12 protein-coding genes and 1 tRNA gene are annotated in these 14,003 nt (G+C 55.4%); 8 read left to right on the plus strand and 5 right to left on the minus strand.

Annotated features, from left to right (window positions below; all coding sequences use genetic code 11):
• Positions 1-33: 33 nt before the first annotated feature.
• Positions 34-105, minus strand: a tRNA-Gln gene (locus HCQ99_RS02820).
• Between the two features lie 87 nt (positions 106-192).
• On the opposite strand from HCQ99_RS02820, the gene HCQ99_RS02825 reads away from it, so the two are divergent.
• On the plus strand, positions 193-693 hold the full coding sequence (locus tag HCQ99_RS02825) for a MarR family winged helix-turn-helix transcriptional regulator (protein WP_166986514.1): 501 nt from the start codon (positions 193-195) through the stop codon (positions 691-693).
• Here HCQ99_RS02825 and HCQ99_RS02830 read toward each other — a convergent pair.
• Together HCQ99_RS02830 and HCQ99_RS02835 are read right to left on the minus strand one after the other, a co-directional pair.
• On the minus strand, positions 667-2,661 hold the full coding sequence (locus HCQ99_RS02830; protein WP_243854771.1) for an amidase: 1,995 nt from the start codon (positions 2,659-2,661) through the stop codon (positions 667-669). The genes HCQ99_RS02825 and HCQ99_RS02830 overlap by 27 nt on opposite strands.
• Positions 2,662-2,664: 3 nt before the next feature.
• Entirely contained in the window at positions 2,665-3,558 is an 894-nt protein-coding gene (locus HCQ99_RS02835; protein WP_166985434.1) for a LysR family transcriptional regulator, read from the minus strand.
• 99 nt (positions 3,559-3,657) lie between these two features.
• Here HCQ99_RS02835 and HCQ99_RS02840 point away from each other — a divergent pair, with 99 nt between their 5' ends.
• The 7 genes from HCQ99_RS02840 (at position 3,658) to HCQ99_RS02870 (ending at position 12,138) form a co-directional block, all read left to right on the plus strand.
• Positions 3,658-5,166: an aminotransferase class I/II-fold pyridoxal phosphate-dependent enzyme gene (locus tag HCQ99_RS02840; RefSeq protein ID WP_166985437.1), complete on the plus strand. Its 1,509-nt coding sequence runs from the start codon at positions 3,658-3,660 to the stop codon at positions 5,164-5,166.
• A gap of 48 nt (positions 5,167-5,214) precedes the next feature.
• Complete coding sequence (locus tag HCQ99_RS02845) at positions 5,215-6,636, plus strand: amino acid permease (RefSeq protein ID WP_166985439.1); 1,422 nt, start codon at positions 5,215-5,217, stop codon at positions 6,634-6,636.
• A gap of 35 nt (positions 6,637-6,671) precedes the next feature.
• The gene (locus HCQ99_RS02850) at positions 6,672-8,492 is read left to right on the plus strand and encodes an ABC-F family ATP-binding cassette domain-containing protein (protein ID WP_166985442.1); all 1,821 of its coding nucleotides are present in this window, start codon (positions 6,672-6,674) and stop codon (positions 8,490-8,492) included.
• Positions 8,493-8,651: 159 nt separating this feature from the next.
• Positions 8,652-9,599 (plus strand): metal ABC transporter substrate-binding protein, encoded by a 948-nt coding sequence (locus tag HCQ99_RS02855; protein WP_166985445.1) that lies wholly within the window; start codon positions 8,652-8,654, stop codon positions 9,597-9,599.
• Positions 9,600-9,603: 4 nt separating this feature from the next.
• Positions 9,604-10,410, plus strand: a complete 807-nt coding sequence (locus HCQ99_RS02860; RefSeq protein WP_166985448.1) for a metal ABC transporter ATP-binding protein — start codon at positions 9,604-9,606, stop codon at positions 10,408-10,410.
• Positions 10,397-11,281, plus strand: coding sequence for a metal ABC transporter permease (locus HCQ99_RS02865; RefSeq protein WP_166985451.1), 885 nt, complete (start codon positions 10,397-10,399; stop codon positions 11,279-11,281). Before HCQ99_RS02860 ends, HCQ99_RS02865 begins: the two co-directional genes overlap by 14 nt.
• Positions 11,278-12,138, plus strand: coding sequence for a metal ABC transporter permease (locus HCQ99_RS02870; protein ID WP_166985454.1), 861 nt, complete (start codon positions 11,278-11,280; stop codon positions 12,136-12,138). The genes HCQ99_RS02865 and HCQ99_RS02870 overlap by 4 nt, the downstream gene beginning before the upstream one ends.
• A gap of 19 nt (positions 12,139-12,157) precedes the next feature.
• On the opposite strand, the gene rsmA is transcribed toward HCQ99_RS02870, so the two are convergent.
• Both rsmA and HCQ99_RS02880 read right to left on the minus strand, forming a co-directional pair.
• The gene (gene rsmA / locus HCQ99_RS02875; RefSeq protein WP_208317150.1) at positions 12,158-13,096 is read right to left on the minus strand and encodes a 16S rRNA (adenine(1518)-N(6)/adenine(1519)-N(6))-dimethyltransferase RsmA; all 939 of its coding nucleotides are present in this window, start codon (positions 13,094-13,096) and stop codon (positions 12,158-12,160) included.
• Positions 13,096-13,995: a TatD family hydrolase gene (locus HCQ99_RS02880; protein ID WP_208317164.1), complete on the minus strand. Its 900-nt coding sequence runs from the start codon at positions 13,993-13,995 to the stop codon at positions 13,096-13,098. The genes rsmA and HCQ99_RS02880 overlap by 1 nt, the downstream gene beginning before the upstream one ends.
• Positions 13,996-14,003: the final 8 nt, after the last annotated feature.

The following is a 14,003-nucleotide window of genomic DNA, read 5'->3' on the forward strand; positions in this document are numbered from 1 at the left end:
AAGCGAATAGGTTATATCAGCTGTTGCTGATCGCTCCGCCTCCAGGATTCGAACCTGGACCTAACAGCTCCAAAGGCTGCTGTGCTGCCGTTACACTAAGGCGGAACAGTGGCAACCGCGGTGCGGCTGTCACCGCGTTCTATTCTGCCAGAAACATTTCGTAGCGTGAAATTTCTGGCAAACTTTATTCTTATGACAAAAGCAGACGAGGTCACCCGCATCCTCCAGGAATGGAGTCAGTCGCGACCCGACCTTGATTTCTCCCCCCTAGCAGTGTTTTCGCGCCTGCATCGCGTCGCGAAACAGCTCAATCGCGCACGCGGGGCAGCGTTCGAGGATGCTGGTCTCGAACTCTGGGAGTTTGATGTGTTAGCCGTGCTGCGGCGCGCCGGCGCTCCGCACCGTGTCAGCACCAAGGTTTTAGTGAGCGAGACTATGGTCACCAGCGGCACCATGACAAACCGTATCGATCGCATGGTGCGGCGGGGCCTGGTTGTGCGCACCCAAAACCCGGACGATGGTCGTGGCGTGCTCGTTGAGATGACCGCCACCGGACGTGATTTGGTTGACCGTGCGGTAGAAAACCTCACCGCCGCCGAAGCGGCGCTGCTGAGCGGAATGACCCGTGCAGAGCGCGACCGTCTCGCAAGCCTCCTAACGAAGCTGTCAGTTGTCGTCAGTGCTAACGAGTAGCAGCTCTGCTGCGTATGCACCGTTAGCTCCCTGCGCTTCAACGACACCAACAAGGGCGCCGAAAGCTGGGTTCAGGCCATAATCTGGTTTTTCCACCAGCACCTGCACTTCCCAGTCTCCCTGCTCTGAAGCTTTAGCAGTGGCCGCAGCAGCTGCCAGCTGCACACGAATCTCAGCCTCTGCAATGTTGGTTTTACCGCGGGCGATAACCTCCCAGGCTGCGCCAGCATCACGCACTTCAAAGGAGGCAGCATAAACTTCTCGCAAAGCAAACTCGACGCCCTCAAAGTTTTGCAGGCTATCACCCGGTAATTTGGGTGCCGTAGCGGGGGTTGGGCGTGTGCCGTATCCGTCTAGTAGCGTCGCGTACTGCAACAGCGCGATGTCGTCGTAGGCACGGCCAGCCAAAGTAACTCCGATGGGCACTCCGGTGTCTGACATTGCCCCCATCGACACAGTTACCGATGGGATGCCAAAGTGGCGCAGCGCGTAATTGCCATTGGAGAAGAGCACACCGTTAAGCCAGGTGTGATCATTCGCGGCCTGCTCCCGCTCAGAGTCTTCGGCACCGATATCTGCGTTTGCAGGGAACACGATTCCGTCATATCCGTTAGCGGCGAGCCAGCTTTCAAACAGTTCTTCACGAAGCTTCACAAGCGCGCGTAAACCGTCAGCAAAATCTGTTCGTTCGCGCGGATCCGCAAGCCCCTCCTGCGCATATTTTACAACCGCACGATACCGATTTTCGTAGTCTTCAACTTCCTCATAGCGGTCGGGCAGAGTGCCCGGCCAGAGCGGGAAAATCGTGTCTGGGTCGACCGCAGTAAGGTCTGGAATGTTTGGATCACCGTTCGCCAGCAGGAAGTCATTCCAACCGAATGCCAGGAAGTGATTAAATTCGGTGTCCATCCAGCCGTCTGGGAGCACACCGAGGCGCGCAACATTCTCACCTGCGGGTTTGTCTCCCTCATACTGCTCAATGAGCGGGAAGTCGGTTTCAACCACGGTTGCCCCGCATTCTTCGAGGCGTTTAACGGTTTCGGCCCAGAGCTCTAGCACACTCTCGCGCACCGGCATTGGGAAGTTCGGATCTTTACCGAGGTACATGCGCGGCGCAGCGAAGGTTTTACCCTGCAGTGCCTCACTGTCAAACAGGAGAGCGTAATCTGCCGGACGGTGTGCGCTCGGTTTCGGTATGTCGATAACGTTTTGGTGCCGCCAAAAATCGCCGCGTGTCTCACTGTCATCAGCGACCAGTGTGTTCAAAATACGCAGCATGTCTGCCATAGAACGGGTGTGCGGCACAACCACGTCGCGCGCTGGAAACAGCGGCCAGTTGCCGCGGATAGACAGCACGCCCCAGCTCGGAGTGTAGGCGCACAAACCGTTGTTTGAGGCTGGGCTGCGACCTGAGGAAACGGTTTCTTCTCCCATCCCGAACACCGCAAAATTTGCTGCTGTGGCAACAGCTGATCCGTTTGAAGAGCCGGAAGCGTAAGCAGCTGCGAGATAGTTGCGATTGTATGGATTCTCTGCCCGCCCGTAAACACCGCGCTGCATACCCCCGTCTGCCATCGGCGGCATGTTTGTCTTACCAATCAACACGGCGCCTGCGGCTTTTAGCTGTGCAACAGTGAAGGCGTCCCACTGCGCTACAAGCCCCTGAAACGCCGGTGAACCGCTGGCAACTGTCAAGCCCTCTGCCATATATGAGTCTTTAATCGTGTAGGGCACACCTTCTAGGGGGCGAGCGGTGCCGTTCGCCCAGCGTTCGTGCGACTCACGCGCAGCGGCGAACATCTCCGGGTTGAATACGATAATCGAATTGAGGGCTGCGCCGCCGTGATCAAACTCTGCGATTCGGCGCATATACGCTGCAAGCACCTGCACCGGGCTGAGCAGCCCGTGTGCATAGTTCAGCAGCAGCTCGTCGATAGAGATTTCGTAGAGATTAATTTCAGCACTCACAATTTAACTCACAATTTCTTTTAGTAGACGGACAGCTGGTTTAATCGCTTCAAAAGTTTCAATACGATTGTGGATGACGCTTGTGCGGCGCTGCCCGAGCGACTGCTTTGCGGGCAGCATGCGCACCCCCTCAAGGGCACCGAAAGAGGCTTCGGTGCTTAAGGCAAAGGCGAGACCTGCTCTAACAAGGCCGTGAATCATCGTAATATCGTCAGTGCGCACAAGAGCGGTAGGGCTGTAACCCTGCGTTGAGCAGACGTGCCGCAGCACACGATCACTCGCTTCAGTGTCAGAGCGACTCATGATCCACGGCACATCCCGGATCTCGGCGAAGTCAATCTCAGTTGCTTCGGCGAGCGGGTGACACTCACCAACAGCAACCATAAACGGCTCATTAATCAGCTCATCGATAAAGAATCGACTGCGATTTATCGGCAGCGGATCTGCGTCAAACTCGTAAATGAGTCCAAGATTAATTGTGCCGTCCTCCAGCATTGCGAGCACTTCGCTTGGCTCACCCTCAATTATCTCGATCTGCAGCTCGCGCAGTTTTTCTAATTCAACAATCAGCTTGGGAATCAGCTGTGCGCCGAGAGAGGGATACAACCCGATCGTCATAGTCGCACGCCCGTTTTCGGTGAGCTTGCGGATCTGCTGCGTTGCGCTGTTGAGGCGGGCGAGAATACTGATTGCCTCACGCAGCATAATCTCACCGGCGGCAGTTACTGTAGTGCCCCGGGGAGTGCGGTTGACCAGCTCAGTGCCCAGCTCGGCCTCCAACGCTTCAATGTGATGCATTATCGTTGGCAGACCATAGCCGAGATCGTGAGCGGCGCCGCTCAGGCTTTTAGCTTCAGAGACAGCAATAAGCACACGAAGCTGCTGCAGGGTCAACATGCTCTAAGAATAGCAAGCCTCAAGCCATATACACAGTATATAAATACTTACAAAATACTGATATTGCGTATATTGATAAAGCTGTGCTATTCATAGTCTGTGAAACGAATTCTCTCCGCCGCGCAAACAACCGCACCCCACGCAGACGCGATCCGCCGCCTCGCCAGCCACCCCTGGCAGCGGCTGCACGTTCCTGGGCACTCCGGCAAAGCAGAAAACGCTCCCGGTGTCGCCTCCCTCGTTGGCGAGCACGCTCTGCAACTTGACTTCCCGATGCTCTTTAGCGGCATCGATCAAAACACTTGGATTCTCAACAACCCAGGCCGCAAAACCCCACTCCTAGAAGCGCAAGAACTTGCCGCTGAGCTCTGGGGTGCAAGCCGCGTGTGGTTTATTACGAACGGCGCTTCCGGCGGCAACCATATCGCCACAAACGTTGTGCGCGGTCTCGGCCGTGAGTTTATTGTGCAGCGCAGTGTGCACTCAAGCGTGATTGATGGCATAACTCACGTCGGGCTCACACCGCACTTCGTGTACGGCTCCGTTGATACCGGGCTCGGCGCTTCACACGGCGTGACACCCGAACAGATCGAAACCGCGCTGCAAACACACCCCCAGGCAGCGGCGGTTTACCTCGTCAGCCCCTCATACTTTGGCGCGATCGCAGATATTGCGGCGATCGCCGATATTGCCCACAGCCACAACGTACCTTTAATAGTTGATGAGGCTTGGGGCTCACACCTTGGCCTGCACCCTGAGCTACCGCTGAACGCTGTGCAGCTGGGGGCCGATCTTGTTATCTCCTCAACCCACAAGAGTGTAGGTTCGCTCACCCAGACAGGCATGATCCAGCTCGGACACGGCCCGCACGCGCAGGCGCTCGAATCACTCGTAGATCGTGTTGTGCGATCCTACCAATCAACGAGCACTAGCGCGCTACTGCTTGCTTCACTGGATGAGGCCCGCCGCAACATCGCTGTGAACGGCGAAAAACAAATAGGCGCAGCACTCGCCGGGGCAGCTCGGATCCGCAAATATATAAAGGAGGATTGGCGCTTCCGTGACGCCACCCCTGATGTACAGGGCATGCCAGATGCTTTCGCGTACGATCCGCTTAAAATCGCCATTGACACCCGCGGCGCAGGTATCACCGGAACTCAACTGCAGTATGAGCTGATCCGCGACCACGCTATCTACTGTGAGCTAGCCACGCCGGCGGCACTCCTGCTGCTTATCGGAGCTGCATCTCCGCCAGATGTCGACCGCTTTATTAAAGCACTTGAGTCGCTCCCACCGAGCGATGAAGAACCCGAGCGCTTACTTGCGATGCCCGACAAACTCGAGAGCGTTATGCCGCTTGATGAGGCATTTTTCGCTCCCAATGAGCTCGTGAGTTGGGAAGAAGCAGCCGGTCGCATCTCAGCAGACTCGCTGGCCGCCTACCCTCCGGGTGTGCCAAACGTGCTCCCGGGCGAGCGGTTGACTCCGGAAGCGATCATGTATCTGCGAGGCACTGCGGCCGCCGAAAGCGGTTACGTGCGCGGCGCAAGCGACCCCGCACTCGACACCTTCCGGGTGGTGGCACACGATCAAGAAATCCTCGGCTAGACAGCTATTAAATAACACGTTAAAGAAGACGAAAACATAAGGAATTTTATGTCAGAAACTCAACAAGCAGATCTGCAGCGCGGACTCAGTAATCGACATCTCCAACTCATCGCCATCGGCGGCGCTATCGGCACGGGCCTGTTTATGGGCTCAGGCCGTCTCGCCAGCGTCAGCGGCCCCGCGATCCTCTTTGTTTACATGGTGATTGGTTTCTTTGTATTCTTCATCATGCGAGCGCTCGGTGAGCTGCTTCTTAGCAATCTGAACTATCACACCTTCGGTGACATCGCGAAAGACCTGCTCGGCCCGTGGGCCGGCTTCTTTGTCAGCTGGACATACTGGCTTTCTTGGATCGTTGCGTGTATCGCCGATATTGTCGCCATCGTCGGTTATGTGCAGTACTTCAACGAAAATATTCCATTCTGGATCCCAGCCGTTATCGCCGCAACTCTCCTCCTGCTACTCAATCTGCAGCCGGTGAAGTGGTTCGGCGAAACTGAATTCTGGTTTGCGCTCATTAAGATTGTCGCAATTCTTAGCCTTATCGCTGTTGGTATTTATCTCATCGCAACCGGCTTCACAAGCCCGAGCGGCACCCAGGCGTCTGTGCGCAACCTCTGGGAGCACGGTGGCCTGTTCCCAACCGGCCTGCACGGCTTCCTCTTAGGCTTCCAGATGGGTATCTTTGGCTTCATCGGCGTCGAGCTGGTTGGCACTGCTTCTGCTGAGACAAAGAACCCGCACAAGACTCTGCCGAAGGCCGTAAACTCAATCGTTATGCGCATCACGATTTTCTATATCGGCGCTCTCGCAGTGATCCTTTCTATCACCCCTTGGAACGAACTTTCTGGCGATAAAAGCCCCTTCGTGCTGACTCTGTCACTTGCAGGCTTCGGTCTCGCCGCCGCCGCAATCAACCTCGTAGTGCTAACTTCTGCCGCCTCAAGCGCAAACTCAGGTCTCTACTCAGGCACCCGCATGCTCTTTGGCCTGTCACGTGACGGACACGCACCAGCGATTTTCTCAAAGGTTTCAAAGAACAACATCCCGCAGAGCGCCGCAATTTTCTCCGGTCTGCTGGTGTTCTTGAGCATCCCACTGATGGCAATCGGCGGCACTGTGATGGAAGCATTCACAATGATTTCAACAGTGTCTTCGACCTTCATCCTCTTCACCTGGGGTTCAATCGTCTGCAGCTACATCGCGTATCGTATGAAGCACCCTGAGCGGCACGAGAAATCTGATTTTAAGATGCCGCTTGGCAAGGTCATGCCGTGGCTGATTCTAGTATTCTTCGTCTTCATCTACTTCACGCTGCTGCTCAGTGACGCCACCCGCGTGCCAGCCCTGATTGCGCCGCTCTGGTTTGTGATTCTCACCGGCCTGTGGCTGTGGCGTAAGAGCGTCCTGACTAAAGCGGGACGCCCACTGACCCGCTCAGTACCGGTGGTAACCGAAGACGAGCGGTAATGAAGATGGTAAAGCAGAGCCGATAGGCTGGCTTTATGGCGCATCTTCTTGGAGCTGAAAATATCACCCTCGAATACCCAACTAGACGGGTATTCGAGGGTGTAACTCTCGGTATCGCAGAGGGTGATCGGATCGGCATCGTCGGCCGCAACGGTGATGGTAAAACCTCACTTTTAGCAATGCTTACTGGCGAGCTTCAACCCAGTTCAGGGCGGGTAACCAAACGCGGCGGTGTTAGATTCGGGGTGCTGTCACAAACAGATCAGCTCACTGAACACGCAACGGTTGCAGAAAACATTGTTGGCGACCGACCAGAGTATGAGTGGGCGGGCGATGCCCGCGTGCGCGATATTATTTCTGGACTCGTGAGCGATCTAGACTGGCAAGGCTCGGTCGCAAACCTCTCGGGTGGGCAGCGCCGTCGCGTCGCATTAGCGGCCCTGCTGGTTGGCGAGTGGGACATTCTTGCGCTCGACGAACCCACAAACCATCTCGATGTTGAGGGCATTGCATGGCTCGCAGAGCACCTAAAAAATCGCTGGCCGCGCTCGCAAGGCGCCCTGCTTGTTATCACCCACGATAGATGGTTTCTTGATGAGGTGTGCAACACCACATGGGAAGTGCACGACGGCTTCGTTGAGCCTTTTGAAGGCGGTTACGCCGCTTATGTGCTGCAGCGCGTCGAACGCAACCGGATCGCGGCTGCGACTGAACAAAAACGGCAAAATTTGTTGCGCAAAGAGTTAGCCTGGCTGCGGCGCGGCGCCCCTGCGCGCACCTCAAAGCCAAAATTTCGGATCGATGCGGCTAACGCTCTAATCGCTGATGTGCCGCCGCTCAGAGACACAGTGCAGCTACAGAAAATGGCTGTGGCGCGTCTCGGTAAAGACGTTGTGCGTCTAACGGATGCGGGAGTGAGCTTTGGCCCTGAACGTCAAATTTTGCGCGACATCACCTGGAATATCGCACCCGGTGAACGCACCGGCATTTTAGGGCCGAATGGCGCCGGTAAATCAACTCTGCTATCGCTAATTTCTGGCACTCTTAAGCCCACCACTGGCAGAGTGAAGCACGGCAAAACTGTAAATATCGGCATTTTAGATCAGCGTTTTAGTCAGCTCGCCGAAATCGGGAACGATAGAGTGCGCGAAGTGCTGGCCAGATACAAAACAGTGTTCGAGGTTGACGGAAAAGAGCTGACACCGTCACAGCTGCTCGAAAGATTGGGCTTTCGCAGAGAGCAGCTCTCAACCCCAGTGGCCAGTCTCTCGGGTGGGCAAAAACGGCGGCTGCAGCTTTTACTGATTCTGCTGGAGCAACCAAACGTTTTAATTTTGGACGAGCCAACCAATGATGTCGATGCTGACATGCTCGCTGCGATGGAGGATCTGCTCGACTCGTGGCCGGGCACCCTGCTCGTTGTGAGCCACGACCGATATCTGCTTGAGCGGGTCACCGATCAACAGTACGCAATTCTTGACGGCCGGCTGCGTCACCTCCCCGGCGGAGTCGACGAATATCTGCGGCTGCGCGCCAGCGAAACAACCGCCGCAGGATTAGAAAACGTCTCTTCTAAACAGACAAAATCTGCTTCTCAAGCACCGAGCACCACCGCTAATGCCTCCAAAAAACTCTCAGGTGCTCAGCTGCGCGCAGCTGAAAAAGAGCTTGCTGCGTTGGAGCGCAAAATTTCAAAGCTTGAAACCGCAGTTGCCGCTCTGCACCAAAAATTGGCAGCCCACGACCAGACAGACTTCATTGGGCTTGCTGAGATTACCTCTGAACTAACCGAGGTGCAAAACGAGATCAGCGCTGCAGAAGAGCGCTGGCTAGAACTTAGCGAGGCCGTCGGATAGCTAGCTTGCTCAGACTAAACCAGAATTTCTGCCGAATAAAACTGCCTGTGACCGGCGTCTGTAAAATTATTGAAAACTTTTTGCAACAACCACTATCCGAAACTTAAAAACAGGCCTACTGTGAAACTTATGAGACTTCACACCGCACCACTAAAAAATATGACACGCGCACGTCTGCTCGCAGTATGTGCCCTAGCGGGCGCTCTGTTTTTGAGCGCTTGCGCAACAGCAACTACACAAGCACAGCATGAGCATCTGAAAATATTCGCAACGACCGGATACCTTGCAGACGCGGTCAGCAACATTGCGCCGGAGGCTGAAGTCATAACTATGGTTGGCCCCGGCGGCGATCCGCACACCTACCAACCAACAACCAAAGACATCGAAAATATGCGTGACGCAGATCTGGTGCTGTGGAACGGTCTACACCTAGAAGCGCAGATGGTGCGGCAGTTAGAGAGTCTCGGCGACTCACAGTTTGCGGTGGGAGAAGCTCTGTTAGAAGAGGGAAACACAACGCTTATCCCAGTCGAGTCGACAGGCTCTGAGCAGGCGAAAAAAGCTCCCGAGGTTTACGATCCGCATATCTGGAACGATCCCGAACTGTGGCAGCTCGTAGTTACCGCAATCGCCGATAAATTAGCTCAGGTTGATGAGACAAACGCAGACACCTACCGCACCCACGCCGCAGACTACAACGCTGAAATAGCAACCGCTCACGCTGAGGCCAGCACGCTTCTGGCAGCGGTTCCAGAGCCGCGAATCTTGGTTACCGGACACGATGCATTCAACTATTTTGGGCGCACCTATAACCTCGATGTGCGCGCAACAGACTTTATTTCAACCGAGGCAAGCCTAAGCGCAACCGCGATTGATGAGCTTGCAGAACTAATCGCAAAAAATAAGATTCCACAAATTTTCCACGATAATCAGGCAAACCCGCAGGCGATTAAGAGCCTGGCGGAAGCGGTGAAATCCAAAGGTTGGCGCGTTGTAATTGCGCGCGATGAGCTGTTCGCAGACACCCTGGGTGCAGCACCTGAAGTTGATAGCTACACAGAAGTGCTGTTGCACAATGCACGAGCGATAGCAACGGCATTAAGCTAGAAAGATGAGCACTGCCCCACTCACTATCGAAAATTTGTCAGTTAGCTATGGCAGTAATCATGCGCTCCAAAAAGCAAATTTAACAGTTCCCGCAGGCTCCATGACGGGGGTGCTCGGCCCCAACGGAGCCGGTAAATCGACGCTCTTAAAAGCAGCACTTGGTCTGCAAAAACCATCGCGTGGCAGGGCACTGTTTTTCGGGGCACCGCTGCGCAGGGCACCGTGGCGCGTCGGGTATGTGCCGCAGCTTAAAAGCGTCGACTGGGATTTTCCTGCAACGGCAAAAGATGTTGTGGAAATGGGCACGTTCGGTGTTCCGCATCTAAAAAAACGGGCGGATCGAGCGGCCGCACTCGAGAATGCGCTATGGCGCACCGCAATTGGAAAAATCCAGGATAAACCGATCGGAAAGCTCTCTGGTGGGCAACGGCAGCGGGTGTTTGTCGCCCGCGCGCTAGTTGCAAAACCCGAGCTGCTGCTGCTTGACGAGCCTTTCACAGGGGTTGATGCACCGAGCGAGCGCTTTATTATGCGAGCGCTTAGAGAGTTTCAAGAGTCTGGCACGACGGTTTTAATTGTGCATCACGATCTGCACACCGCACCAAAATACTTCAGCCATGTCGCGCTTATGAATAAAACAGTGCAGCACTTCGGGCCCACAGCAGAAATTTTGACGCCGGCTAACATTGCAGAAACCTTTGAAATTCCTTTCTCAGCAGAGCTTGCCGCCGGTGTTTCAACCGCGACGGGCGCTATCCGGATTATTGCATCTGGTGATACAAACATTCTGAATCACGATGACGCTCATTGAGTTCTTAACGAATCACACCTACCTCACTGTTGTGATAGGTGTTGCGCTTGCTGCTGCATCAAGCGCGGCGGTTGGCACTCTGATTTACCTGCGACGGCAAGCTCCGCTCGGTGACGTAGTCGCCCATTCCGCACTTCCAGGCACCCTCATCGCCTTTATTATCGGATCCTCCCTTGTCACTGATGCCAGGTCGCTGCCGCTACTGACCGCCGGTGCACTGATTACCGGCCTGTTAGGCGCATATTTAGGGCACCGCATCGCAAAACTCACCCCCATCACAGAAACCACGGCAATGGCACTCATAGCAACTGTTATGTTTGCGGGGGGCATGCTGCTGTTGGGCTATATCCAGCAGGGAAATTTTGCGCAGAAGGGCGGCATCACCTCCTATCTTTTCGGCTCTGCTGGGCAGTTAACACAGGCTGACATCATTCTCAGCGCCGTTATCGCCGCGCTACTCTTTGGCACACTCGCTATAAACTGGCGCGCCTTCCAGCTAACAACCTTTGACAGACAGTTCAGTGCCACACGTGGCATCAAACTAGCCACCTACGATCAGCTACTGTTTTTACTGCTCGCAGCAGCAACCGTTGCCGGTATGCGCGCGGTCGGTCTGCTCCTTATTATTGGTTTTACTGTGATCGCTCCAGCTGCTGCCAGACAGTGGTGTAAAACTCTGCGCAGCACAACCGTCACTGCTGTTGCGTTCGCCTGCGGCGCCGCTCTTTTCGGCAGCTATCTTTCTATCGCCGTTTTCGCGCTACCCACCGGCCCCCTAGTGGTTTTGCTGCTCACTCTAATTTTCTTGTTTTCGATCGCTTTTGCGCCGCAGCGCGGTCTTATCGCTAAAGCTCTTCGAGGTCGCTTATGAGCTTCGCCGTCTCTGTTTCAATTCTCACCTGTCTTGCCGCCCTCGCCTGCGCAGTGCCCGGGGTGTACCTCACGCTCAGCAACCGAGCTATGCTCATCGACGCCATCAGCCATTCCCTGCTGCCGGGAATAGTCATCGGTTACCTGCTCACACACGACTTCAGCTCCCCGCTGCTCTTTATGCTTGCGACACTGTCGGCACTGATTGTGACTATTGCCAACACAGCGCTGGCACGCTCTGGTCTCCTCGCTGAGGGCGCATCACAGGGCATGATCGCCCCCGCCCTGCTTGCTGTGGGTGTTATTTTGGTGACCGCGTTTGCCAGAAACTTACACTTAGACGGGCACACCATCCTGGTTGGGGATCCAAACCTAGTTGCGTTCGAAGAACTCTGTTTAGGCGACTCTTGCTTTGGCCCACGGCAGTCTTGGGTGCTGGCGGGGCTGCTGCTGATAAACCTCATTTTTGCCTGGTTTGCCAGACGGCATCTCATGGCCGCCGTTTTTGACTACAACTTTGCGCTAACGCGCTCCCTCCGACCTGGGTTAGCTCTTAGTGTGCTGATGCTGCTCACCGCAATCACTGTGACAGCCGCATTTGCTGCAACAGGGTCGATTCTCGCGATCACAATGGCCGTTGCCCCCGCTGCAATCGCGAGACTTTTGACACACACAATTAAACTACTTGTGCTGTATGCTCTTGGCATCGCAGTTGTTATCGCGCAATCTGGTTTTTGGATCGCTTACTACCTCAACCTGCCAACCAGCGCGGCGATCGCCTTCACGTACGGTATCGCATTTTTTGCGGCACTCGGATGGCACCTACGCAAGGCACACAGTTCCAGAGCTCGCAGTTAGCGCTCTAAAATATGTGAGTCTAGTTCTTGTGCAGAGCAGCAATTGCAATGCGGTGGAAGTCTGCAACAGCGAGCTGCTCGGCCCGAGATGTTGGATCGATACCGCACTCTTCTAATAGTGCGCTAATCGCATCTGCGCTCACAAACTGCGCAGCAGTAGCTTGTGCATTAGGAATATGTACGTCAGACTGTGCAGCCCATGTATCACTTACGAGAGCGGGACGCACCGCCTGGAGAGACTGGCGCAGCATCTTCCTCCGCGTCGCAAAAGCGGCGTTAATGATCTCGAAGGTGAGCCACTTCTCAGTTGCAGAACCGCGCGGCGCAGCAAGTTTTGTGAATCCGACTAGCACCGAGTCAACCCCCGGTACCGGCCAGAAAATTTTGCGAGAGACGGTGCCGGCAAGCTGCCACGGGCCGTACCAGGCTGCTTTAGCGCTGGGCGCACCATAGGCTTTGGAGCCGGGTGCAGCCGCGATCCGCTCCCCCACTTCAAGCTGCACCATCACCAGCACTCGCTGAATCGAAGGGAAGGTCTCCAACAGGTGCATCAGAATTGGCACGCTGACGTTGTAGGGCAAATTAGCAACGAGGATGTTCGGCTGCTCCGGCAGCTCCGTCACTCGCAGCGCGTCGTCGTGAATCACACGAAACTTCGCCTCAGGTTGCAGCCTCACAACAGTGTTTTCAATCTGGGAGGCAAGCACCGCATCCAGTTCAATAGCGGTAACACTAGCTCCGGTTTCGGTCAGGCCGAGTGTGAGAGAGCCGAGCCCCGGCCCCACCTCAAGCACGGTGTCGTGGGCTTTAACACCCGCGATCCGCACAATCTTGCGCACTGTGTTCGCATCGTGCACAAAATTTTGCCCGAGTTTCTTTGTCGGGGTCACCCCAAACTGAGAGGCGAGTTCTCGCACCAGAGCAGGGCTTAACAGCCCTTGAGAACTCTCACCAGACACTAGAGCCCCGCTTCCCAAGAGCCGTAAACAGCCTCAGTGTTGCGATTAAAAATTTCACACATTTCAGCTACCGGCAGATCTGCCACCGCGGCTAACCGGCGCACAGTGTGCGGCATTAAATACGGGGCATTAGGTCGCCCGCGCACCGGCTCAGGTGTTAAGAACGGCGAATCGGTTTCAACCAACACCAGCGCCTTATCAGCAATTTCAAAGGCTTCACGCAGGTAGGGCGCATTCTTGAATGTGGCCGTGCCACTAAAACTCATATACCAGCCGTTATCGTTGCAGATGCGCGCAAGTTCCACATCCCCAGAAAAGCAGTGGAAAACAGTTTTCGCAGGAGCCCCAACACGTAAGAGCGTCTCTACAACATCATCGTGCGCATCACGGTCGTGAATCTGCAGGGCAATCTCGTGCTTCTTAGCGAGTGCGATGTGCGCTTCAAAAGAGGCGGCCTGTGCGCTGCGCCCGTTTTCTTGTGTGCGGAAGTAGTCTAGCCCGGTCTCTCCGATCGCCCGGACACGCGGCTGAGCTGCTAGCCGGTCTAACTCGCCGATCTGAAATTCTAATTTGCCCTGCGCAGCGACATCGGGTGCGTCGTTTGGGTGCAGCGCAACCGCGGCCAACACTCGCGGCTCTATTGCGGCAAACTTGGCAGACCAGACAGAAGTTTCAAGATCTGTGCCCACCTGCACAATGCGCCCCACTCCAACACTTTCAGCACGGTCGAGCGCCGCAAAGGGGTGCAGCGCCTCAGGCCCTGCCGCAAAATCTAAATGGCAGTGGTTATCGACAACCGATACCGGCAGAGTGTCTGGATCGGCGGGCCACTCCCATTTACGCTCAGCGTCTCCCCAGAAACGAATCTGATTTGCTGCAAACTCTGCCGCAGCCGTAATTTTCCCGC

Source organism: Canibacter zhoujuaniae, from assembly GCF_011752015.1.
Lineage (GTDB): Bacteria > Actinomycetota > Actinomycetes > Actinomycetales > Microbacteriaceae > Canibacter > Canibacter zhoujuaniae.

Bases quoted from the DNA above. Each gene is read 5' to 3' on its own strand.
- HCQ99_RS02825 (WP_166986514.1), top strand. From the start codon at position 193: ATGACAAAAGCAGACGAGGTCACCCGCATCCTCCAGGAATGGAGTCAG.
- HCQ99_RS02835 (WP_166985434.1), bottom strand. From the start codon at position 3,558: ATGTTGACCCTGCAGCAGCTTCGTGTGCTTATTGCTGTCTCTGAAGCT.
- HCQ99_RS02845 (WP_166985439.1), top strand. From the start codon at position 5,215: ATGTCAGAAACTCAACAAGCAGATCTGCAGCGCGGACTCAGTAATCGA.
- HCQ99_RS02850 (WP_166985442.1), top strand. From the start codon at position 6,672: ATGGCGCATCTTCTTGGAGCTGAAAATATCACCCTCGAATACCCAACT.
- HCQ99_RS02855 (WP_166985445.1), top strand. From the start codon at position 8,652: ATGACACGCGCACGTCTGCTCGCAGTATGTGCCCTAGCGGGCGCTCTG.
- HCQ99_RS02860 (WP_166985448.1), top strand. From the start codon at position 9,604: ATGAGCACTGCCCCACTCACTATCGAAAATTTGTCAGTTAGCTATGGC.
- HCQ99_RS02865 (WP_166985451.1), top strand. From the start codon at position 10,397: ATGACGCTCATTGAGTTCTTAACGAATCACACCTACCTCACTGTTGTG.
- HCQ99_RS02870 (WP_166985454.1), top strand. From the start codon at position 11,278: ATGAGCTTCGCCGTCTCTGTTTCAATTCTCACCTGTCTTGCCGCCCTC.